The following is a 22,976-nucleotide window of genomic DNA, read 5'->3' on the forward strand; positions in this document are numbered from 1 at the left end:
AAATTTTCTTAAATTTGCACTATGCCGCAGTTCAAACCTTTTAAAGGAATTCGGCCCGTAAAAGATATTGCGGGCTTTTTTTCAACGAAAACAGTTGATGCTTATAATTCTGAGGAATTGAAAAATGAATTGGAATCAAACGCCGATTCGTTTCTTCATATTATTAAACCGACTTGGGACAAATCGATTTCGGAAACGAAATCCAAACACCGGAAAGTTTCAGCGAATTTTGAAGCATTTGCCGAAGGCGAAAAATCTGAAACCGATAAATCTTCCTTTTATATTTATCAAATTACGAAACCAACCAAAGAACGTGTTCGTGGAATAATCGGTTTGGTACACATGGATGATTATGAAAATGGAAGCATCAAAAAGCATGAAGAAACGCTTACAAAACGAACAGAATTGTTTGCTGAGTATTTACAAAATGTAAATTTCCATGCCGAACCGGTTTTATTGACTTATAGTCATAACCAAAGAATTGATTTGTTGATGGAAGTAGAAATGAAACGTTTAGCGACGATTTCATTCAAAGACAAAGAAGAAAATCAACACCAGCTTTGGCAGGTGGAAAATCGTTTAAACTTGCAGCAATTCAAAGATTCTATTGAAAAAAATGAAGCACTTTACATTGCCGATGGTCACCACAGAATGGAGAGTTCTTATGTTTATACTAAAAACATAAGAAATCAACAGAAAAATTCAGTGGGTACTGAGCCATTTAATTACACTTTAGCAATGTTAGTTTCTGATCGTGAGCTGATTATAAAAGATTACAATCGTTTATTGACAGACATAAATGGTTACACTTCTGAGAAATTTATAGAATTATTAAAAGATAAATTTGATGTCACCGAACGCGGTGAATCTCCATTTTTTCCATCTAAAAAACACCATATTGGAATGTATTTGGATGGTAAATTCTATGGTTTATTTGTGAAAAAAGAAGCTTTGACTGAAAAAGGTTTGTCTGAATTGGACACATATTTATTTGAAGAATTCATTTTGAAACCAATTCTCAATATCCACGATTCCAGAACGGATGAAAGAATTGATTTCCTTCGGGGAACTGGAAATGTGGAAGGTGTAAAATCTTTGAAAGCAAAAGTGGATGAAGAAGGTTTCAAAGCCGGATTCTTTTTCTATCCGGTGAATTCTGCAGATTTGGAAAAAATTGCAGATTTAGGATTGAAGATGCCTCCAAAAAGTACATACATCGAACCCAAACCACTGAGCGGACTTACGATTTTTGATTTGAAAGAATGAGTATTGTAGAAAATCTTCAACAAGTTCAAAACGAATTACCAGAAAATGTAACGCTCGTTGCGGTTTCCAAAACCAAGCCTGCAGAAGCAATTCAGGAATTATACGATGCCGGGCAAATTGAATTTGGAGAAAACAAAGTACAGGAACTCGTTTCCAAATACGAATTTTTACCTAAAGATATCAAATGGCATTTAATAGGCCATCTTCAAAAAAATAAAGTCAAATACATCACTGAATTTGTTTACCTGATTCATAGTGTTGACAACTTGGATTTGTTGAAAGAAATAAACAAACAGGCTGCGAAATGTAGCAGAATCATTCCATGTTTGTTACAAATTAAAATTGCGGAAGAAGATTCGAAATTTGGAATGTATGCTGAATTAGCAGAAGAAATTATCTCAAATTATAAATCCGATTATCCAAATGTCGAAATCGTTGGACTGATGGGAATGTCAACTTTTACCGAAGACGAAAATCAAATCCGAAGTGAATTCAAATACCTGAAATCAGTTTTTGATAAACTCAGAACTCAAAACTCAGAGCTCAAAACTTTATCAATGGGAATGAGTGGTGATTTCAAAATCGCTATAGAAGAAGGGAGCACCATGGTTCGTGTAGGAAGTTCAATTTTTGGAGAAAGGAATTATCATTAATAAAAAAGCCTTGTAAAAACAAGGCTTTATAAATTTAATCTTACTTCGTCTTGAACCTCAAAAGTAAAATTTTGTTTTGAAACAAACGCAATTCAGTTCCCGAAACTTCATAACCATTCACTTGGGTCAATAATTCCAAAAAAGCTTGTTCATTTTCCATATCGGGACAAGCCATCATCGTAGAACCAGCTTGGCTGAATTTGATATTTGCCGGCTGTAAATCAACGCTTGAAAAATAATTATTACATCCTGCAAATCCCACCGCCTGCATGCCGTTGTCTTGTGTGAATTTCATCGTTACATCTTGTCCATTGAAACCTTTGGCGTTTCCTCCCTCATCTTGTAATATCCAAGTGTTGGATTGTATGATTTGTTTTACTTTGTTGAAATCTGCAACCGGAGCAGTTTTACATGAAGCCATGAACAAACCTGCGAAAACTATGTAAATGATTGATTTTTTCATTATTATAAATTTTAATTTCTTAGTTCAGCATTGAAATTTTTCTGAAAGTTACGAATTAATTCATTCATTGTTTTTTCAATTTCTATGTCCGCCAAAGTTTTTTCTTCATTCTGCAAAACAAAACTCAAAGCATAAGATTTTTTCCCTTCCGGTAATTTATCTCCTTCGTAAACATCAAATAACTGAACGGATTTCAATAAATTTAAATTCATATTCAAAGTCGATTCATACAAATCAGCATACGAAATTCCTTTATCCAAAAGTAAAGCCAAATCTCTTTTTACAGCCGGGAATTTTAAAATTTCCTTGTATTGCAGTTTATATAGAGAAGCAAATTCAACCACCATTTCCCAATTCAATTCTGCATAGAAAACATCTTGGGAAATATCCGCTTTTTTCAGAATTTTCTGATCTACAATACCTGCGATTCCCAATACTTTTCCATTTAATTCTAAAGAAATAACATCTGAAAAATTTGGAATAGAAACTGGTTTTTGTTTTACATCATTTAGATTCAATCTTTTCAAAAGCTGTTCAACAGTTCCTTTCAAATGATAGAAACTTGTTTTTTGAGTAGATTTTGTCCAGTTTTCACGGGAAGTATTTCCGGAAATCAGCAAAGCCAGTTTATAAGTTTCCTCGTAACCCTTTTTTAGTTTTTTATAAGTTTTTCCGATTTCAAAAAGCTTGATGTCAGCAGTTTTACGGTTGATGTTGTAGGCTGTATTTTCTAATAATCCGGTTAACATTGTTTGGCGCATCACGGCTAAATCTCCACTCAAAGGATTGAGCATTTTTACACCTTCATTTTCCTCTAAACCATATACAGATTGGTATTCTGTTTTGGTCAATGAATTGTTCATCGCTTCATGAAATCCCAAAGAAACCAAATAATTGGCAGCTTTATTCTCCAATTTTTGATGGTCAACTATTTCATTTTTAACTACAGAAAAAGTGATTTTTTCCGGCGTTTTGATTTGGTTGTAACCATAAATTCTCAAAATTTCTTCAATCAAATCGACTTCTCTCTGAACATCTGCTCTATAAGGAGGAATTTCAACATCTAAAGTCTCATTGGATTCAGAAATAATTTTGATATCTAGTAATTCCAGAATATTTTTAATTCTTTCTCTGTGAATTCTTTCTCCTAAAAGCTGGTCGATTTTATGGTACCTCAAAACCACTTTGAAATTCTGAATTGGATTTGGATAAATATCCTGAATTTCTCCAACTATTTCAGCATCTGCATATTGCGTTAATAAAATTACTGCTTTTTTCAAAGCTGTAATTGTCATATTAGGATCAACTCCTCTTTCAAATCTGAAAGAAGAATCAGTATTCAAGCCATGAAATTTAGAACCTTTTCGAATAGTAACTGGTTCGAAATAAGCACTTTCTAGAAATATGTTTTTCGTTGATTCAGTTACGCCTGAATCAAGTCCTCCATAAATTCCAGCCATGCAAAGTCCGCCTTTTTCATCACAAATCATTAATTCAGAACCATTTAATTCTCTTTCGTATCCGTCTAATGTTTTAAATTTAGTTCCTTGCGTGAGTGTCTGAACGATGATTTTTTTGCCATTAATTTTATCAGCATCAAACGCATGTAATGGTTGTCCTAAATCGTGAAGAATATAATTAGTAATATCTACAACGTTGTTAATCGGTTGTAGACCAATGGTTTTTAATCTGTTTTGAAGCCATTCCGGCGAAGTTTTTACAGATATATTTGTCAAAGAAATTCCAGCATAACGCGGCGCTAATTCAGGATTTTTGATTTCAATCTGAATAGTATTTTGATTTGAATTTTTTGCCAAACTTTCAAATTCTTCCGTATTTGAAGCATTAAATTCCGAATGGATTTTCAAGACATTCAGCGCTGCATTTAAATCTCTTGCAACACCAAAATGACTCATTGCGTCGGTTCTATTCGGCGTTAAACCAATTTCCAACATCACATCTGTATCAGTTGATTTTTTAATCAAATCTGAAATGGGCATTCCGATTTTCACAGAAGGTTCCAAAACCCAAATTCCGTCGTGATTGTCACTGAATCCCAATTCCGCTTCCGAACAAATCATCCCGAAAGAATCAACACCCCTCAATTTGGTTTCTTTTATTTTGAAAGATTTACCGTCATTTCCAATCAACTCTGTTCCGACAGTAGCCACCGCAACCTTTTGTTCTTCAGCTATATTTGGTGCCCCACAAACGATTTGCAAAGTTTCGCCCATTCCGATATCTACCGTCGCAACTCTCAATTTATCAGCATTGGAATGTTTTTCAAGTGAAGTCACTTTTCCGACAACCACACCTTCTAAACCATTATTATGGACTTCACCGGCTTCGATTCCTTCTACTTCCAAACCAATGTTGGTCAAAATTTCTCCAATTTTTTGAACGTCAATATCTGTTTTTAAATAGGAGGAAAGCCAATTGTATGAAATTTTCATCTGTGTTTTTTATTTTATAATTCAGATGGAACCTTACGGTTTCATTTTTATTTTAATTATTAATTGAAACCAAAAAGTTTCAGGATTTTACTAAAAGCAAATCTCCCTTTTGCGGAGGGAGAAATGTGATTTTATTGGTTGTAATTTAATTAAGCATTTAACATTACAGGCATTACCAACATAAGGATTTCTTCCCCTTCTTCCAATCCGTCAACCGGTTTGATGATTCCTGCGCGGCTTGGTTCTGACATTTCCAAAGTGATATCGTCGGATTGTAAATTATTCAAAACTTCAATCAAAAATTTAGAATTAAATCCAATCTGCATATCCGCCCCGTTATAGTCGCAAGGAAGTCTTTCTTCAGCTTTGCTTGAGAAATCTAAATCTTCTGCATTGATATTCAATGAACTGCCTGATAATTTCAAACGAACCTGATTCGTAGTTTTGTTTGAGAAAATTGCAACCCTTTTCAAAGAAGTCAAAAACATATTGCGGTTAATCGTCAATACATTTGGATTTTCTTTAGGGATAACGGCTTCGTAATTAGGATATTTTCCATCAATCAAACGACAAGTCAAAACGATATTCTGAAATGAAAATCTAGTGTTTGTTTGGTTGTATTCGATGTTTACATCTTCATTGCTCCCCGACAAAACATTTTTCAAAAGGTTCAACGGTTTTTTCGGCATGATGTATTCGGCTGCGTCATTTGCCTGCAAATCTTTTCTTGTATATTTTACCAAACGGTGCGCGTCAGTTGCCACAAATTTGAAGCTATCTGTTCCAGCCTGGAAGAAAACCCCTGTCATCACCGGACGAAGTTCATCGTTTCCAGTTGCGAAAAGTGTTTTTGCAATTGCTTCCGATAAAACGCCGGCTTGCAAAGTAGAAACCGTTGCATCTTGAATTTCAGGAGCGTGCGGATATTCCTCAGCTGATTCCATTGCGATTTGGTAATTTCCTTGCTCAGAAACGATTTCCAAAAGATTGTCTTCTTTTTGGATGAATGTCAACGGCTGATCAGGAAAAGTTTTCAGCGTATCTGCCAAAATTTTTGACGGAACGGCAATTTGTGCAGAATCAGAAGACTCAACTTCGAGCGTGGTAGAAATTGTTGTTTCCAAATCGGAACCTGTGATTTTTAATTTACCTTCTTCCAATTCAAACAAAAAATTATCTAAAATCGGTAATGTATTGTTGGAATTGATAACTCCGCTGATGAGATTTACATTCTTTAACAAACTGCTGCTTGATACGATGAATTTCATATAATATTGTTCTTTTTTATAACAGAAAACAAAAATAATCCTTTTAGGTTGAATTAAAATGATTAAGTAAAAAAATAATTAACAAAATGTACTATTGGTATTGATTTTGTGATTTTATTGGGTAATTAATTAAAATCCCCACATGAAAATCAAATTTATCTTGTCATTAGCAATTTTAATTTTACTTGTTTCTTGTAAAACGAATCAAGTAACTGAAATCAAAGCACCTCCACCTGCCACTTTTTTTGAAACATCTGGTTTACAGGGGAAATGGACTTTGGAATATATTTCACCTGTTGATGGAAAAGACATTAAACAGCTTTATAAAATCCAAAAGCCTTATTTAAATTTTGTAGATGATACCAAAGTTGCAGGTAATAATGGCTGTAATAACATCAACGGAGGATATTCGATTTCAAGTAATCATTCCATTCAATTTGATACCGAAAAATTTGGAGCAACACGTATGTTTTGCGAAGGTCTTGATGAAAAGGTATTTTTGAATGCATTGAAATCCGTCAATAAATTTGATGTTATTGATGACGAGAAGAAGCTTGTGCTTATCACAGGCGATATTGTGACGTTGAGTTTTGTAAGAGCAAAAGATTAATTAAAACATTATAAAAAATAAACCTCAAAAGAGTTGAATGCTTTTGAGGTTTTTATATTGAAATCAAATTCAGAATTTACTGAATTGCCCTGATGATATCGTGTCTTGTAATGATTTGATTCTTACCATTTTCCAATTCTACCAAAACGGCAGAATTTTCCTTATCGATCAATTTTGAAATCTGCTCAACCGGCGTTTTTTCCTTTACGATCGGATACGGATTTCCCATCACAGATTTTACAGAACGGTTTGCCAAATCTTTGTCTTCAAAAAACAATCTGAACAAATTTGATTCGTCCAAAGAACCTGCAAAACCTTCATTATCCACCACCGGAATTTGAGAAATATCAAATTTTTTCATCCTATCAATTGCGTGTGAAACCAATTCTTCAGTACGAACCGTTACCAATGGCTGATGAATGTGTTCTCTGATTAAATCTGCAGCAGTTTTGATTTCTTCTTCCAGAAATCCACGTTCGCGCATCCAGTCATCATTGAACATTTTCCCTACATAACGGCTTCCATGGTCATGAAAAAGAACCACAACGACATCGTCTGGTTTGAAATGTTCTTTCAATTGTAAAACACCTTTGATGGCCGAACCTGCAGAATTTCCCACAAAAATTCCTTCTTCTTTTGCGATTTTTCTTGTATAAACTGCGGCGTCCTTATCAGTAACTTTAGTGAATCCGTCGATTAAAGAAAAATCAACATTTTTAGGTAAAATATCTTCGCCGATTCCTTCTGTGATATATGGATAAATTTCATTTTCGTCAAAAATTCCTGTTTCGTGGTATTTTTTGAAAACGGACCCATAAGTATCTACACCCCAGATTTTGATGTTTGGATTTTTCTCTTTTAAATATTTAGCCACACCGGAAATCGTTCCTCCGGTTCCAACTCCTACAACAAAATGCGTAATTTTCCCGTCCGTTTGTTCCCAGATTTCGGGTCCGGTCTGCTCATAATGTGCGATGGCATTTGAAGGGTTGTCATATTGGTTTACATACCATGAATTGGGAGTTTCCTCTGCCAATCTTTTGGAAACTGAATAATAAGATCGCGGATCATCTGGCTCAACATCTGTCGGACAAACGACAACTTTCGCACCCACAGCACGCAGGATGTCCATTTTTTCTTTGGATTGTTTGTCGGAAATCACACAAATTAATTTATATCCTTTGATGATTGCACCTAAAGCCAGACCCATTCCTGTGTTTCCTGAAGTACCTTCGATAATCGTTCCGGCTGGTTTCAGTCTTCCGTCTGCTTCTGCATCTTCGATCATTTTTACTGCCATTCTGTCTTTTACGGAATTACCAGGATTGAAAGTTTCAACTTTTGCCAAAACCAATGCGTCTATTTCTGAAGTTACTTTATTAAGTTTTACAAGTGGCGTATTTCCAATAGTTTCAAGTATGTTATTGCAATATTTCATCGTTTCGATTTGTCTGCAAAATTACACATTCATTTTTCTTTGATTCATAAATAATTATTAATTTAATTTGAGGTTAAATTTTAATAAATTTGTAGCGTCCAAAAGTTAATCCTATGAAATTAAAATTTACTCTTTTAGTGTTGAATTTGAGTATTTTAATAATTGCTCAAGAAAATATAAATTCATCTGCTTTAGAAAGAATTTCTTCTGAATTTAATTTGAAACATCAAAAGGAACTTGCAGAATTTAATCAGAATTATAATTTCGAAAAAGATCAAAATCATGATTTGGCAGATTATTTTGCAGGATATTCTTTAGGAGCACCGCTCTTTTATCACACCAATGATTCCCGTCAGGCGATTGCAACCAATACAGATTTTTTATATAATAATTCTATTCCTGGCGTACAAGTTACCGGAAATGGAATGAAAATATTTATGTGGGAGATAAATAATGCCTGGATATCGCACAATGATTTTGTGAATCGCATAATCAATGTTCAATCAGGAACTGTTGCTTCACACGCCACCGGTGTTGCAGGAGTTTTAATAGGTTCCGGTAATGGGATTTCCGGAGGTAATACAAGTCGTGGAATGGCTTATGAAGCAACATTGAATAATTATACTACAGCAGGTAACATTGGAGAAATGTCAACAGAATCTTCAAATCCGGGTAATGCAGATTATATGATTTCAAATCACTCTTATGGAACTTTAGCAGGCTGGTATTTTAATACTAATAATTCTCAATGGTATTGGTATGGAAATGAAAGTATTTATTCTGCAACCGAGGGTTATAATTTTGGTTATTATGGACAAGCTGATAGCGACTTTGATAATATTGCTTACAATGCTCCGCAGCATACAATCGTAAAATCTGCAAGTAATGACAGGGGGGAAGGACCAGAAGGAACTTTGGCTGAGCATTGGTCGTATGATTCTAATTTTCAATTGGTAAAATTTTATAATGTAGCCCGTCCAAAAGATTGTGGTCAAACGGGATTCGATTGCATACCAACAAGTTCACTTGCTAAAAATATCATTACAGTAGGTTCTGTTCAACCTTTAACAGGCCGTTATATACAGCCATCAGATGTTTTGATAGCAAGTGATTCAAGTTTTGGTCCGGCTGACGATGGGCGTATCAAACCGGACATTGTAGCAGTAGGAGTAAATGTTTACACAGCAAATTCAGGTTCTGATAACCAATATGGAAGTTTTAACGGAACCTCTTTTTCTTCTCCGGCTGTGACCGGAAATATTGTTTTGCTACAACAATTATATGAAGAGAAGTATGGTAGTAATCTTCGTTCTGATTTGACAAAAGCTTTGGTAATTCATACGGCAAATGAAACGGGAGATGCTCCCGGGCCTGATTATAAATTTGGATGGGGGTTGATGGATTCTGCAAAAGCTGCAGAATTAATTATAGGTAAAGACGAAACTTCGATTTTACAAAATCAAACTTTAAATAATGGACAAACTTACAATTTTTCTGTAAGAGGAATTGAAAACGAACCGTTGAAGGTTACGATCGTTTGGTTGGATCCTGCAGCGACAGTTGGAGCAGGGCACAATGACCGTACTGCAAAACTAATCAATGATTTAGATCTGAGAATTTCTGATGGATTGGTTGAGTATCAACCGTGGAAATTAGATGTGAATAATCCTTCTGCAGCAGCAACCAGAGGAGATAATGTGGTTGATAACGTTGAGCAAATTGTCATTGACAATTCTATTGAAGGATTGAATTATGAAATATCAGTTTCTCATAAAGGAAATTTACAAAATGGCTCACAAGTCTTTGCTATAGTGATTTCAGGAGCTGTTTTTTGTCCTTCATCAACAATTTGGAATGGTTCAACTTGGAGCAATGGTAGCCCTGATTTAAACAAAAAAGCAATTATCGATGGAGGATTAACTCTTGAATCAAATTTTGAAGCTTGTGAATTGGAAGTAACAACAAACGGAAGCTTAGAGATTCCTTCAGGATTTAATTTTACAGTAAATGGCAGAATAATCAATAAAGCATCACCAGAAGATTTTGTAGTAGCAAGCGGAGGAAATTTAATCCAAAATGAAAATGTGGGAAATATTGGTGAAATTACTGTACAACGTGAAAGTCAAGACATGGTCCGATTAGATTATACATTGTGGTCATCACCTGTTACAGGTCATCACCTACAGGATTTCTCTCCACAGACATTGCCAAACCGTATCTACACTTACGAAACTACAACTGCAACTGAAGCAACAAACGGAGGATATGTAGTAGTGCCAGATGTTACTGCCAACTTTGAAAACGGTAAAGGATATTTATTCCGCGCACCAAATACTTGGGGGACAACACCGGCACCTTATGCAGGAGAATTCGTAGGAGTTCCATTCAATGGAAATGTAACTTTACCTGTTTATCCTACTAAATACACCTCTGTAGGTAACCCTTATCCATCTAACATCGATGCAGAATTATTCATGGCAGAAAACACAACTGTTTCAACCTTATATTTCTGGAACAACACGGGTCAGGCTGGTATGAACTACGCGACTTATACCACTCTTGGAGGAAGTCCTGCGGGAGGCGGAAGCCAGACACCGAGCAATTTCATCAGTGTAGGTCAAGGATTTTTGATAGAGTCAAGCTCAGCATCGGTTACATTTAACAATGAGATGAGGGTATCTGACGCAACAATTTTCTTCAAAGAAAATACAGTTGAGAAACACAGATTCTGGTTAAGTCTGAACGATGAGTTAAACCAAAATTTCAACAACATTTTGGTTGGTTACATGAACGGAGCAACTCAGGGAATTGACAATCAAATCGATGGGAAACAATTCGGATATGAAGGTTCAGCATTATACAGCATCATTTCAGAAGAGAAATTTGTCATCCAGGGACGTGCATTGCCATTTGAAACATCAGATGTTGTGGCACTAGGATTTACAGCTGCCCAGGCCGGTAAATTTAATATTTCACTTTCAAACTTCGACGGATTTTTTGCAGAAGGAGAAGTAAACGTTTATTTGAAAGATAAGGATTTAAATATCACACATAATTTAATGGAATCTGATTATAATTTTGAATCAATTGCTGGTGAATCCAACAAAAGATTCGAAATCATTTACCAACCAGATGAAGTAATGGGAACAGGTAATTTAACAGAAGCTTCTGTTCAGATTTACAAAAACCATCAGAATATTGTAGTTGAATCTAAAAATGAAAAAATCCTTTCAGTAGAATTGTATGATTTATCAGGAAGAAATATTCACACCAACAATAAGGTAAATGCAAACTCTTACCAAATCAAATCTGCATCAAAAGGAGTTTTGATTATAAAAGTTCAGACTCAGAACGGTGAGATAATTAATAGAAAAATTATCTTAAAATAATTTTAAAGAAAACAAGTTCAAATGAAAAAGCAGGAATTATAAGTTCCTGCTTTTTATATCAAATTAAATGAATTTTAAATGTGGATGGAGTGTCCGTATGCGTCTTCTACCGCCTCCATGATAGCTTCTGACATGGTCGGGTGCGGGTGGATGGATTTCATGATTTCGTGTGCTGTGGTTTCCAATTTACGTGCTACGACTGCTTCTGAAATCATTTCAGTCACACCGTCACCGATGAGGTGGCAACCTAACCATTCGCCGTATTTGGCATCGAAAATTACTTTTACAAATCCGTCTGCGCCTCCGTTTGCTACTGCTTTTCCGTTTGCAGAGAATGGGAACTTACCTACTTTCACTTCGTACCCTGCTTCTTTTGCTTTTGCCTCTGTAAAACCAACCGAGGCGATTTCAGGTGAACAATATGTACAGCCCGGAACGTTGTTGAAATCGATGGCTTCAACGTTCATCCCGGCGATTTTTTCTACGCAAAGGATTGCCTGAGCAGATGCTAAGTGCGCCAAGTCTTGCCCGTGAACGACGTCACCAATTGCATAATATCCGGCAACATTGGTCTGACAGAAATCGTTGATTTTGATTTTTCCTCTTTCAGTCTGGATGCCTACTTCTTCTAATCCGATGTTTTCGATGTTGGCAGTAACTCCAACGGCTGAAAGAACGATATCCGCCTGAAGGATTTCTTCGCCACCTTTTGTTTTTACGGTAGCTTTCACACCTTCTCCTGAAGTGTCAACTGAGGTAACTTCGGCATTGGTCATGATTTTGATTCCGTTTTTCTTGAAAGATTTTTCCAATTGCTTAGAAATATCTTCGTCTTCAACCGGAACGATTCTCGGCAGGAACTCAACGATGGTGACATCAACCCCCAAAGTATGGTAGAAGTGTGCGAATTCTACTCCGATGGCACCGCTTCCTACTACAATCATGCTTTTTGGCTGGCTTTCCAAGCTCAATGCACCGCGGTAACCGATAACTTTTTTACCATCTTGCGGCAGGCTTGGCAATTCTCTGGAACGGCCACCGGTAGCAATGATGATATGTTCAGCAGAAACTTCGTTGGAAACGCCGTCTTCTCCTTTTACCATTATTTTTTTGCCGGGAAGCACTTTTGCCTCGCCTTTGATGACTTCGATTTTATTTTTTTTCATCAGAAACTGAACGCCTTTGCTCATGTTGTCAGCAACGCCACGACTTCTTTTTACGATGTTTCCGAATTCGTAAGTGATGTTTTCTGGTTTATTGATCCCGAAATCTTCTGCGTGATTTAGATATTTGAACACTTGTGCACTTTTCAAAAGCGCTTTTGTAGGAATACATCCCCAGTTGAGACAGATACCGCCTAATTCTGCTTTTTCAATGATGGCTACTTTTTTGCCTAACTGTGCTGCACGAATTGCTGCAACGTATCCGCCAGGTCCGCTTCCGATTACTGCTATGTCGAATTTCATTCTTAAACTTATTTTGTCGGCTAAATTAAGAATTATTGAAGGAATTTTATCCATATTGAGGAATTTTATATTTTTGATATAAATGTTAGGATGGATGCTGGATATTGGGTGTGGGATGTTTTAATCTAAAATTATCAAATAGAGAATGAAATTATTTTTTGAAAATATAAGTGATCAGATGAAGGTGCAGATGGATTTTCCATTGGAGGCTGTGTTGGAACAGGCTTTGGAAATCTTTGAGGAACTGCCTGAAGATGACGGAAGTACTTTTGGCATTGTAAATGAAACCGGGACGGTCATACAGTTCAGTAAATACAATAAATTTCTGTGGCTTGTGGAAATTCCGGATATTCCGAAAAATGGCACGCATCAGACTTTTTGCAACCGTCATCAGTGTGTTCGGTTAATTGAGGAATTGTTTGCAGGAGCGGATCCTTTTACGCTTTCTGAATTTAAGTTTGAGAGTTATCTTTGAATTCAGAAAATAGATTATAAAAAATAGATGAAGGATATTTACGAGCCGGAATTTGTGAAGAAATTATTTGACCAAATGTCGGCATCATATGAAAGGATGAATTACATCACTTCATTTGGTTTTTCGATTCGCTGGCGTAAACAATTCATCCAAAAAATTCCTGCAACTGATGATAGAATAAAAGTCATTGATTTGTTATCGGGACTTGGTGAAAATTGGAATTATTTAAGGAAAAGGTTTCCCAACGCTGAATTTTATGCGCTTGATTTTTCAGATGAAATGATTGAAAAAAGCAAGAAAAAGAATGTTGAAAAGTTTAATAATCAATTTATAGTTTTTAATCAAAATCTTTTGGAATCTGACTTAGATTCTAATCAATTTGATGTCATTACGTGTGCGTATGGATTGAAAACTTTCAATGAAATACAGTTGGAACAAATCGCTAAAGTAGTAACCAGGATTTTAAAACAAGGGGGACAATTTTCTTTTGTAGAAGTTTCTAAACCTGAACAAAAAAAACTGCATTTCTTTTACAGCTTATACATCGGGAAAATCATTCCGATGTTAGGAAAGTTGTTTTTAGGAAATCCACATGATTATAAAATGCTGTGGATTTATACTGAGAAATTTCAGAATGCGAAAAGAGTTATTGAAATTTTTGAAAAAGAAAATCTCAAAGTTAATTATAATTCATATTTCTTCGGTTGTGCGAGTGGGATTTCGGGAATAAAGAAATGATTTTCATTTAAGATTCTTAAGATAAAGGATGAGAGGCATCTTTAAATTGAACTGCGAATTTGAGTAAAGCATTTTTCTGTGGTTCCAAACCTAATTTTCGAATGATTGCGGCTCTGTGGGCTTCTATTGTTTTTTCGGATAAGAATAATAAAGCTGCAATTTCTTTGGTGGTTTTTTGTTCGATGATGAATTCAAATACCTTTCGTTCCGAGAAGCTCAATTGTTCCATCACTTCTCCTTTCAGATAATTTACATCTTTTTCCAAATCGAAATTTAATTTTCGGCTGAAATATTTTTCATGGGTCGATAAATGTTTGATGCAGTCTCTCAATTCATCCAAAGCATATTGTTTGAGCAGATACGCATTGATTTGCAATTCTTCTGCTTTTTGGAAAATACTTTTTTCTTTGTGCGAAGTCAGCAGAATTATTTTGGTTGGCAATTGATGAACTCTGATTTTTTCTGAAATCTCTAAACCGCTCATTTCCGGCATAGAAATGTCGAGAATTACAAAATCAGGTTTTAAAATTTTAATTGAATTCCAAGCTGATTGACCATCTTTATAAGTTCCTAAAACCACATGACCTAAACTGTCAACTAATACCTGAGTGCCAAGAAGAGAAAGTGGGTGGTCGTCAGCGATTATAAAATGCATGTGTATTTTTTTTATTTTGGTATTGATATTTTAATGATGGTTCCTTTGTTGTCAGAGTGAAAATTGACAGTCCCATTTAAAAATTTAGTTCTTTCAGTGATGTTTAATAACCCAAAACAATTTCCTTTTTCAATCATTTTATCGACATTAAATCCTTTGCCATTGTCTTTGATTTCAACATTTACAAAATTGGAATCTTCAGTTACCGTTACTTTTCCAGCTATTGCATCTGCGTGTTTTAAAATATTGGTAATGGCTTCCTGAATGATTCTGTACAATTGTAATTCCTTGTCATTTCCCAATTCTCCTTTGTAGTCAATTTCTGAACTGATGAAAAAATAATGTTGATTTTGAATTCGTTCTGTTAGTTGCTCTACGCTTGATTTCAATCCGATTTTATCAAATAAAATAGGGCTTATGTTTCTGCTGACATTCCTCACTTCTTCCAATATAAAATCTATTTTATCTTTCAGTTGGATATTGTTATTGTCGATGGCGTGTCTGAGGTTTACGAGCTCATTGCTCACGCTGTCATGTAAATCGGAAGCAATTCTCTTTCGTTCATCTTCTGTTTTTTGTAATAATTGTGATGCGTAATTCTCCGTTATTTTTTTCTCTTTGATGATGCTTTTGTTTTTGCTCCAGACAAATGCGAGAATCGAAATCAATACAATAAAAATGGTGATAATGACCATAGATAGAATGATTTTATTCTTGTCTGTCAGTTTCTTTTCCTGAAGTAATATTGTTTTTTCTTTTTGCTCTGTTTCAAATTTTCTTTCCAGCTCAAACAAGTATCCTTTAGCACGTTCTTCGGTTTGTTTATTTGCATCTTCGATTAGAAAAATTGCATATTGATTGGCTTTGTAATGCTCACCTTTTTGTTGATAAAATTTAAACAATACATCGGCAATTTGCTCCATAAACTGTCTGTTGTGCTCTTTGTCTTTAGCTAATTCTTTATAAAAAGCTTCCGCTTGTTCTACATCTTCCAAAGGCTTGTCAAACGCTTTGGAAAATAAAATTTCCTGAAAGAAATTGCGCATATCAAGATCTGGATCAACGTTTCTTTCAGCAATTTCTCTGGCAACCTGTAAATAATATGAAGCGCTATCTTCATCTTTTTTAGCAATAAATTTAAAGGCATTAAATTGATTTAAAAGCCCCTTGTCATAGTCTGTTATATCCTTATAAGTTTTAGCAAATTCTGATAGCTTATCAATTTGTTTTATGGTTGTGAGCGTATCACCTTGTTCAATATAAAAATGAACGTAAGAAACATGAGCTGCAAAAGCCAAAAAATCATTTTTATCTTTTTCAAAAATACTTATTGCTTTTTTTAGAAATTTCTCAGCTTCGTTATAAGCATTGTTTTGCGTATATAAACTATGCATTAACAGATATACGGTTCCTTGATTTGTCAAATCTTGCACTTCTTCAAAAATATTCAGCGCATTGACTAAATGCTTCTCAGCTAATTCTAACTTACCCATTCTCGAGTAATTTTGCCCAATGGAAAAATGAGCAAAACCTTGAATTTTTTTCTGAGAATTATTTTCCGGAATTATTTCCACGCATTTTTTTAGCCATATATTACTTTTGACTAAGTCAAGGGCTCTAAAATATTGGGTTCCTATGTAGTAAGATAAGCTACTTTGAGCATTTTTTGAAATATTGTGTTTATTTTTTGTGTAAAATTCAATGCTATTTTGCATATATATGCTGTCATGAACAAACTTAAAATCAAGGACTTCTCCATAAGTTATCAAATAAGCAGCGGCATCTTCAAACTTATTTTCTTCTATACTCTGCTCAAAATGTTGTTTGAATTTTTTCTGATAATTCTCATCTTCAAAATTTTTAATATTACTTAGCCATTTATAGTCAGTCAAATAACTATAATCACTTTCTATTGGAGTGATTTTATTTTCACTTTTTGGCGAATTTTCTTGACAAGAAAAAATTAATAATATTGATATGAAAATAAAAGAAATTGAGTTGTAGAGCCTCATCTGTGTTTTTATTTAGTTTAGTACAGCAAACATAAATATATTTAAATTTAGTTCTTATAGCCTGTAAGACATTTTAATTTATCCGGAGAAATCCACATATTAAATGAGTGTAAGTAAAGAATTAATTGTAAATGGATTTCCCGGATAAATTAAGGAGTATTCTGTTTTTATTGATTTGAAGGGAAATTATTATTTACTTCCAAAGTTGAATCCAATTCCTAAGGAAACATAAGAAGTTTTTATTTTTTCCTCGTTCGATTGTTTGAAATCAACACCTGTTCCCTGGCTTGCGTATTGTACAACTTTTCCTGAGAAACCTCCTTGGTAACGTGCCGAAATCATAAAATTACCCAAATGATATTGTAAACCAGCCATATAACCAAATTCAAAAGTTGATAAAATGCCTTGGTAGTCAATTTGTCCAGCCATTGCACCTTCCCCAATATTTTGTAAGTCTCCTTTAGAGTCTTTTGAGAATGTGTACATTAAATTAGGTCCTGCAATGATGTCTAATTTATCTTGTACAATGCTGTACCCAAACAAAATAGGTAAGCTCAATTCATCAAATCCTGTATGGCTGTAATACAATTCGGGTGTAACAAAGAAATCTTCTGATATATCTACTTTTGCAGCGAGACCTATACTAAAGCCATGCTTTCCCAAGTCTTTAACATCACTAAAATTTCCTAATGAAGAAGAATTTACCAATCCAAAAGCTCTCACCCCAAATGTTGCATCACCTAAAGCATCTATAAGTTTTTGACCACCTTCAGCGGCTAAGTTTTGTGACATTTCGGTACCTTCTTGCACGACCGCATCTTTAATATTCTGAGAAAAAGTCGTTGAGCTCAATGCAATCGTTAAAGCAAATAGTAGTTTTTTCATTTTTTTAATGATTTTTTTTAATTTTAATTGGAATTATTTCCAATGCAAAAATCATTAGGATACACGTACTTCATATAGGGGTTAACCCTAAATTTTAAGAAAAAAGAGAATTAAGTTATAAATGAATTGTTCCAATAATTTAAATACAAAGAAGTATTCCAAAAGAGGCATTGGAATTTTTGAAAAGTAAAATTTGAATTAAATAAGTGTGGTTATTTAATTGATCGAGCGAATTTGTTGTACATAAGTTTAGAAAAAATTACAAAACCAATTCCTCAAACAACCTTTCCAAAGTTTCTTGCAAATCATCTGCAAACCCAGGGTGTGGACGAGAAGTCTGAATGCTTGAACTCCTTACCGCCGTGAGCCAGCGGAAGCGTGAAGGCATATCCATCAGCGAAATCGGACCCCCATTTTCATCGCAAGTGGCAATCATTTCAAATGATTTCAAATTGAGTTTTACTTGCTCTTCATCTAATTCAGATTCATACGCACGGAATTTTTTCTCGTTGAAATGCGTTTTGATCAAGAGTTTTTTTGCGCCTTTGGAAAAAATCATAATTCCGGCGTTGATGAATTCTTCCCTTTCTACTTTTGGGAAAATCCTGATTACGGCGTATTCATATAAGATTTTGTCTTGCATTTTGAGCTTCTTTTATGAATATTTCTGAATTTTCTTTTCGTGTCAACATGAATTGCGCATAGACTTTTCGCAAATCATCGGGCGATAAATCGTAGTCGAAATTGAGCCATTCGTCAGGAATCAATTTTACCAAATCCTGAATGAATTTCTCATCAATTTTCGAATTTAATTCTTCACTGACTTTATCCAAATCATTGGCAAATGGCAACAAAACATGGTCTTTGATGAAATTGAAAGGACTTTTTGCCTGCGCTTCCCAATTGTCCCAACTGTGGTGGAAATAAAAACTGGAACCGTGGTCTATGAGCCACAATTCTTTGTGCCACATCAGCATATTGGTATTTCGGAAAGTGCGGTCCACATTGGTAATGAAAGCATCGAGCCAAATAATTTTGGAAGCCAATTCGGAATCAACTTTCATCACGTTTGGGTCATAATTAATTGCACCCGAAAGGAAATGTAAACCCAAATTCGTTCCTTGGCTTGCCTGTAGTAAATCCTGGATTTCTTCATCTGCTTCGGTTCTTCCGAAAGCTTCATCTACATTGAGGAAAACTAATTCCGGAACGAGAAATCCTAATTTGCGAGCGATTTCACCACCCAAAAGTTCGGCTATCACAGATTTTTCCCTGTGCCCTGAACCTTTGAATTTGACGACATATTTGAATCCGTCACAAGCCTCTGCCAATGCAGGAAGCGAACCACCTTCTCGGAGCGGCAAAATGTAACGGGTGAGATTTGCAGTACGTAAATTCATTGTCTAAGTAAAAAGGCAAAAGTTTTAAGTTTTTTTTCAATAAAGTATAAGTTACAAAAAAATCAGAATTCAGAATAATTTAATAACCTAAATATCCTCCATAATAATCGCTTTCAAAAGAAACACGTTTTTTGTTGTGGAAAAGTACGCGGTCGATTTCACTTTTGTACGTTTCTTCCAGATATTCATCATCGATGTACTCAATTCCGGAATGCGAAAATACAGAATCATCTTCGTTTTCATCGTATTGTACGCCCGCTTCAACCGCAATTTCAGTGACTTCTACAGCTACTTCGGCGGTTTCATAAACTTCTTCCAAAATGAGGTTAGTTTCTTTTTCTTTTTCTTTTTTTGTGCTGATTTTAAATGTATTGTCTTTGTCCAATTCAAAAGCTGTATAACCGACTTCAGTCATGTCGATACCGGTGTAAATATTTTTTGTTTTGATCTTGAAGAAATAAATTTCGTAAGATTTATTTTTGTAAGCTGCGTTTTTAGTAGTCAGGAATTTGATTGAATCTTCTTTTTCATTGATTTGACCATTTTCTCCGATTAAGACAGAAAGCGCAAGGTGTTCTTTGCTGATTTCTTTGGGGAATTTATCGAGTTTGTTGTTTCTTTTCAAGATTTCATACAATTCCCATTGTGAATTTTTTTCTTTCGAAATTTTCTTAATTAACTGATCTGAAACGTTGTCATCAGCTTCTAATTTTTGGTCTAAAGTAAATAATAGAAGTTCGGGAATGTCCAATTTTTCAACTTTCTGGAAGAATTCTTGATTTTCTTTTTCGTGCGAAAATGGTTGTAAAAGAGTGATGTAACTTTTTAGTAAACTGATATCAGTAGGCGTCGTGTATTCGTAATAATCAGTTTGCGAACGTTTGGAATCCATCCAGTTACTTGTCGTTCTTTTCAATTCTAATTTTGCCAAAGTCAAAATGTCTTTTCTGTACGGACGGATTTTTCTCGGTGCCAGCTTTCCACTTTCCATAAGATACGCAGTCAATGAAATGATGTGGTTTTGGTATTCCGGAATGGAACGGTATTTCAATAAATCTCCAATTATTTTTGCACTGTTTTCCGGATCTGCCGCCATGGAACCAAAAGTCCCAAAAAGGTCGTGTGAACTACTCGGCAACGGTAAATCCTCATCCATCAACTTGAGAATTGTTTTGTAATCTTGTTTGTTTTTCTTTTTGGTAAAAGCTTCGATCACACCCAATTGTAAATTGCTATCGCCTGAGTTTTTATGATAATAATTGATCAGAAATTGATTGGTCTGGGGATGATTTAATTCGCCGATTTTGGCAATCAAACTATTTTTATAATAAGATTCGTCTTCTTCAAATTCAAAATTTTCAATCAATTTTGACAAGGCAGGGAAATCTTCATCTTTGAATTTTATGTAATGCACAGATTTCAAAGCTGAACTGCGGATGCTGTCTTCTTCGCTTTCAATATCATTTAGGAAAAGATTTGTTTTTTGTTCAAAAATTGAAATTCCATTTACGGAATCCGATGGCGTGAAATCATTGAAAAATCTTTCGATATAAGGATCATTTCCTTTGTAATCATTGTCAACCAATGTTTTAATCGAATGATAACCTAAATCGCTGGCGATGTAACGTGTTTTTACGATTTGTGCAGATTCAGGTTTTTTAAAATAGACATCCATCACGTCTTTCCCATCATCGTTTTTATATGTTTTCTTATTAAATGCTTCAAATTCAAAATCAATTCTATTGTTTTTTACAATAGTATTCCAAAGTGAATCAATGGTTTCATAATGTCCGTAACGCGGAAATTTTCTATAATTTACTATAATATTTTGCTTGGATTCTGAACTTATCGTACGCGATTTATTGCTTCCTTCGAAATGATTTTTATCTGAATTATACAGATGGTTTTTGTAATAATATTCATAATCGATTTCACTCGAACCCGGATCTATTTGGGTTTTTACGGTATAATTCAGAATGGTGTCTTTGTACATTTTCGGTTCTCTGTAGTAATTGAAATTTTCCAATTTGAAACTGTCAAAAAACTGTTTTGTTTTCGTTTCATTTGAAACAGTTCCCAACAAATAATAATGCGAACCATGTATCACCGACTTCAAACGAATCGTTTTATTGTCGTTTAATTTCGACTGTGAAGTATAAGTCAAAGGATTTTGGCTAAACTTTCCGTTAGTCGAATCAATTTTTAATTTTTTATAAAATTCATATTGAATTCTTTTCAATTCAAATTCTGTTTCTTCCAAATATTCAATGTCATTCAAAGTTTTTTCAATCACAAAATAATAAGATCCATCTGTTTTGTCATGGGCAAGAATTTCAGGATTTCCCATGAGCGAGCCAAATTTGTCATTGGCAACTATGTTGTGGTAGGAGGGAACCTGAACCGAATAACCACCCTGAATCGGTGAAACTTTTTCCCAATTATTGCCGGTATTTTTTATTTTGATTGAAGCAAGCATGTTTTTGCTTTGATTTTCTACAAATTCAGATTTACCTAACACTGAAATAATCAAATATTCTAGCGGTGTAGAAATGATCCAATAACGCTGGGAATCACCTTCTTTGGTTTTATTGCTGATGTCAAAAGCATCGAATCCATTGATTTTTATTTTCTCTTTTTTGGTAATGTTGCCCGGAATGTATTCGTATAACAAACTGTCAATTTTGGTAAGGGAAGAAGTGTAATTATTTTTTCGGAGGAAATCATAATTTTTTAAACGAATGACATTTACATAAGCACCATTTTTCAAATCAGGAGAGGCTGCCATGCTCATTCCCGGGAATTCAAATTCATACAATTTTGAAGGAGCGGCTAATGTAAGAATGCCATCTGAAGTCGTCTGATTTGTATAATTGAAATATTGAAACGCATGGTCAAGCTTGTCTTTTTGTCCACGTCCTTTTATGGTATAATCGCCCGAAACGGGTTTTACGGTATAGCCTTTTTCACGCAACATTTCGATGACACCATCATGTCCGGGCAAGTGTGCAGCACCAATTCCGATGAAAAGTGTTTCTCCTTTTTTGAAAATGGAATCCATGCGTTTTACCATGTTTCCATTTCGCTCAAACAACATGAATTTGTTGTAATCAGGAGAATTCATTCCTCGGTTGATAGAATCAATCATGTCCAGATTTTTTTCGCGGTAAGCGTCTTCCATCAAAATATTCATAGGTTTGTCCTTCGACATTTTTTTTGCCCAAGCCGGCGGGTCAAATCGGGAATTTGACAGAAATGCTTTTTCTACCAATTGACGAGATTCTTTGTATTCCTCAAGATTGACAATGGTACGATTGGTTCTTTTTCCGACTTGGTAAATAAACATATCGAGATAGGTATCTTCCTGATAATCATTAAAACTATCGTTAGTTCTGTATAGGATTCCATTTAACATAAAATCATTGAACATAAAAGATTGTTTCAACAATTCATTTTTCAAAGGTGAACGTTGAAATGATTTGTAAAACTGGTATTGACCATAAGGATTCATGCCCATTACCATGTCGCCGGGCGAATTTTGTAATTCATCCAACCAGGTTTCAGGATTGCTTTCGAGTGCAACTTTATCGGTAGAAAGTAATTTTTCGAAGAAAACATCGGAAAGATGGAAAGCAATTCTTTCGCTCACATGCATCGTTCCGTATAGATACGAAGGTTTGTTGTTGTCTTTTGAAATTTCCCAAAGTAAACTCGGGTATTTTTTTTCTTGTGCAAAACTCAGGTTTAAAACCAATAAACAAATAAGGGCAGCTAATGACTTTTTCATTCAAATTCTATATCGTTACGA

Annotated in this window: 17 protein-coding genes; 6 read left to right on the plus strand and 11 right to left on the minus strand. The window is 34.8% G+C overall.

Annotated features, from left to right (window positions below; translation table 11 throughout):
• Positions 1 to 21: 21 nt before the first annotated feature.
• Both B8977_RS11180 and B8977_RS11185 read left to right on the plus strand, forming a co-directional pair.
• The gene (locus B8977_RS11180) at positions 22 to 1,266 is read left to right on the plus strand and encodes a DUF1015 domain-containing protein (RefSeq protein WP_084017804.1); all 1,245 of its coding nucleotides are present in this window, start codon (positions 22 to 24) and stop codon (positions 1,264 to 1,266) included.
• Complete coding sequence (locus B8977_RS11185; protein WP_084017805.1) at positions 1,263 to 1,919, plus strand: YggS family pyridoxal phosphate-dependent enzyme; 657 nt, start codon at positions 1,263 to 1,265, stop codon at positions 1,917 to 1,919. Before B8977_RS11180 ends, B8977_RS11185 begins: the two co-directional genes overlap by 4 nt.
• A gap of 40 nt (positions 1,920 to 1,959) precedes the next feature.
• Here the strand turns inward: B8977_RS11185 and B8977_RS11190 are convergent, their stop codons facing one another.
• From B8977_RS11190 to dnaN, 3 genes are all read right to left on the minus strand, one after another.
• Complete coding sequence (locus tag B8977_RS11190; protein ID WP_084017806.1) at positions 1,960 to 2,382, minus strand: META domain-containing protein; 423 nt, start codon at positions 2,380 to 2,382, stop codon at positions 1,960 to 1,962.
• A gap of 11 nt (positions 2,383 to 2,393) precedes the next feature.
• Positions 2,394 to 4,835 carry a phenylalanine--tRNA ligase subunit beta gene (gene pheT / locus B8977_RS11195; protein WP_084017807.1) on the minus strand — a complete coding sequence of 814 codons (2,442 nt, stop codon included), beginning with the start codon at positions 4,833 to 4,835 and terminating at the stop codon, positions 2,394 to 2,396.
• A gap of 149 nt (positions 4,836 to 4,984) precedes the next feature.
• Positions 4,985 to 6,103, minus strand: a complete 1,119-nt coding sequence (dnaN, locus tag B8977_RS11200) for a DNA polymerase III subunit beta (protein ID WP_084017808.1) — start codon at positions 6,101 to 6,103, stop codon at positions 4,985 to 4,987.
• Positions 6,104 to 6,245: 142 nt separating this feature from the next.
• Between dnaN and B8977_RS11205 the strand changes: the two genes are divergently transcribed.
• The gene (locus B8977_RS11205) at positions 6,246 to 6,713 is read left to right on the plus strand and encodes an META domain-containing protein (RefSeq protein WP_084017809.1); all 468 of its coding nucleotides are present in this window, start codon (positions 6,246 to 6,248) and stop codon (positions 6,711 to 6,713) included.
• A 76-nt stretch (positions 6,714 to 6,789) separates the two neighbouring features.
• Here the strand turns inward: B8977_RS11205 and B8977_RS11210 are convergent, their stop codons facing one another.
• Positions 6,790 to 8,151 carry a pyridoxal-phosphate dependent enzyme gene (locus tag B8977_RS11210; protein ID WP_084017810.1) on the minus strand — a complete coding sequence of 454 codons (1,362 nt, stop codon included), beginning with the start codon at positions 8,149 to 8,151 and terminating at the stop codon, positions 6,790 to 6,792.
• 113 nt (positions 8,152 to 8,264) lie between these two features.
• Here B8977_RS11210 and B8977_RS11215 point away from each other — a divergent pair, with 113 nt between their 5' ends.
• The gene (locus B8977_RS11215; RefSeq protein WP_084017811.1) at positions 8,265 to 11,540 is read left to right on the plus strand and encodes a S8 family serine peptidase; all 3,276 of its coding nucleotides are present in this window, start codon (positions 8,265 to 8,267) and stop codon (positions 11,538 to 11,540) included.
• Between the two features lie 74 nt (positions 11,541 to 11,614).
• Here the strand turns inward: B8977_RS11215 and lpdA are convergent, their stop codons facing one another.
• Positions 11,615 to 13,006, minus strand: a complete 1,392-nt coding sequence (gene lpdA, locus B8977_RS11220; protein ID WP_084017882.1) for a dihydrolipoyl dehydrogenase — start codon at positions 13,004 to 13,006, stop codon at positions 11,615 to 11,617.
• Positions 13,007 to 13,151: 145 nt separating this feature from the next.
• On the opposite strand from lpdA, the gene B8977_RS11225 reads away from it, so the two are divergent.
• Both B8977_RS11225 and B8977_RS11230 read left to right on the plus strand, forming a co-directional pair.
• On the plus strand, positions 13,152 to 13,481 hold the full coding sequence (locus B8977_RS11225; protein WP_084017812.1) for a hypothetical protein: 330 nt from the start codon (positions 13,152 to 13,154) through the stop codon (positions 13,479 to 13,481).
• 27 nt (positions 13,482 to 13,508) lie between these two features.
• Positions 13,509 to 14,219: a class I SAM-dependent methyltransferase gene (locus B8977_RS11230; RefSeq protein ID WP_084017813.1), complete on the plus strand. Its 711-nt coding sequence runs from the start codon at positions 13,509 to 13,511 to the stop codon at positions 14,217 to 14,219.
• Between the two features lie 16 nt (positions 14,220 to 14,235).
• Here the strand turns inward: B8977_RS11230 and B8977_RS11235 are convergent, their stop codons facing one another.
• From B8977_RS11235 to B8977_RS11260, 6 genes are all read right to left on the minus strand, one after another.
• Complete coding sequence (locus B8977_RS11235) at positions 14,236 to 14,874, minus strand: response regulator transcription factor (RefSeq protein WP_084017814.1); 639 nt, start codon at positions 14,872 to 14,874, stop codon at positions 14,236 to 14,238.
• An 11-nt stretch (positions 14,875 to 14,885) separates the two neighbouring features.
• On the minus strand, positions 14,886 to 16,886 hold the full coding sequence (locus B8977_RS11240; RefSeq protein WP_084017815.1) for a tetratricopeptide repeat-containing sensor histidine kinase: 2,001 nt from the start codon (positions 16,884 to 16,886) through the stop codon (positions 14,886 to 14,888).
• Between the two features lie 189 nt (positions 16,887 to 17,075).
• Positions 17,076 to 17,771 (minus strand): outer membrane beta-barrel protein, encoded by a 696-nt coding sequence (locus tag B8977_RS11245; RefSeq protein ID WP_084017816.1) that lies wholly within the window; start codon positions 17,769 to 17,771, stop codon positions 17,076 to 17,078.
• A gap of 259 nt (positions 17,772 to 18,030) precedes the next feature.
• Positions 18,031 to 18,414, minus strand: a complete 384-nt coding sequence (locus B8977_RS11250; protein WP_084017817.1) for a DUF3037 domain-containing protein — start codon at positions 18,412 to 18,414, stop codon at positions 18,031 to 18,033.
• The gene (locus B8977_RS11255; RefSeq protein WP_084017818.1) at positions 18,392 to 19,171 is read right to left on the minus strand and encodes a HipA family kinase; all 780 of its coding nucleotides are present in this window, start codon (positions 19,169 to 19,171) and stop codon (positions 18,392 to 18,394) included. Before B8977_RS11255 ends, B8977_RS11250 begins: the two co-directional genes overlap by 23 nt.
• Positions 19,172 to 19,250: 79 nt before the next feature.
• Positions 19,251 to 22,955 carry a TraB/GumN family protein gene (locus B8977_RS11260; RefSeq protein ID WP_084017819.1) on the minus strand — a complete coding sequence of 1,235 codons (3,705 nt, stop codon included), beginning with the start codon at positions 22,953 to 22,955 and terminating at the stop codon, positions 19,251 to 19,253.
• Positions 22,956 to 22,976: the final 21 nt, after the last annotated feature.

This window comes from Moheibacter sediminis, from assembly GCF_900176425.1.
Classification (GTDB): domain Bacteria; phylum Bacteroidota; class Bacteroidia; order Flavobacteriales; family Weeksellaceae; genus Moheibacter; species Moheibacter sediminis.

What these genes read in the sequence shown, in the direction of transcription:
- B8977_RS11180 (WP_084017804.1), top strand. Translation starts at nt 22, where the DNA reads ATGCCGCAGTTCAAACCTTTTAAAGGAATTCGGCCCGTAAAAGATATT.
- B8977_RS11185 (WP_084017805.1), top strand. Translation starts at nt 1,263, where the DNA reads ATGAGTATTGTAGAAAATCTTCAACAAGTTCAAAACGAATTACCAGAA.
- B8977_RS11190 (WP_084017806.1), bottom strand. Translation starts at nt 2,382, where the DNA reads ATGAAAAAATCAATCATTTACATAGTTTTCGCAGGTTTGTTCATGGCT.
- pheT (WP_084017807.1), bottom strand. Translation starts at nt 4,835, where the DNA reads ATGAAAATTTCATACAATTGGCTTTCCTCCTATTTAAAAACAGATATT.
- dnaN (WP_084017808.1), bottom strand. Translation starts at nt 6,103, where the DNA reads ATGAAATTCATCGTATCAAGCAGCAGTTTGTTAAAGAATGTAAATCTC.
- B8977_RS11205 (WP_084017809.1), top strand. Translation starts at nt 6,246, where the DNA reads ATGAAAATCAAATTTATCTTGTCATTAGCAATTTTAATTTTACTTGTT.
- B8977_RS11210 (WP_084017810.1), bottom strand. Translation starts at nt 8,151, where the DNA reads ATGAAATATTGCAATAACATACTTGAAACTATTGGAAATACGCCACTT.
- B8977_RS11215 (WP_084017811.1), top strand. Translation starts at nt 8,265, where the DNA reads ATGAAATTAAAATTTACTCTTTTAGTGTTGAATTTGAGTATTTTAATA.
- lpdA (WP_084017882.1), bottom strand. Translation starts at nt 13,006, where the DNA reads ATGAAATTCGACATAGCAGTAATCGGAAGCGGACCTGGCGGATACGTT.
- B8977_RS11225 (WP_084017812.1), top strand. Translation starts at nt 13,152, where the DNA reads ATGAAATTATTTTTTGAAAATATAAGTGATCAGATGAAGGTGCAGATG.
- B8977_RS11230 (WP_084017813.1), top strand. Translation starts at nt 13,509, where the DNA reads ATGAAGGATATTTACGAGCCGGAATTTGTGAAGAAATTATTTGACCAA.
- B8977_RS11235 (WP_084017814.1), bottom strand. Translation starts at nt 14,874, where the DNA reads ATGCATTTTATAATCGCTGACGACCACCCACTTTCTCTTCTTGGCACT.
- B8977_RS11240 (WP_084017815.1), bottom strand. Translation starts at nt 16,886, where the DNA reads ATGAGGCTCTACAACTCAATTTCTTTTATTTTCATATCAATATTATTA.
- B8977_RS11245 (WP_084017816.1), bottom strand. Translation starts at nt 17,771, where the DNA reads ATGAAAAAACTACTATTTGCTTTAACGATTGCATTGAGCTCAACGACT.
- B8977_RS11250 (WP_084017817.1), bottom strand. Translation starts at nt 18,414, where the DNA reads ATGCAAGACAAAATCTTATATGAATACGCCGTAATCAGGATTTTCCCA.
- B8977_RS11255 (WP_084017818.1), bottom strand. Translation starts at nt 19,171, where the DNA reads ATGAATTTACGTACTGCAAATCTCACCCGTTACATTTTGCCGCTCCGA.
- B8977_RS11260 (WP_084017819.1), bottom strand. Translation starts at nt 22,955, where the DNA reads ATGAAAAAGTCATTAGCTGCCCTTATTTGTTTATTGGTTTTAAACCTG.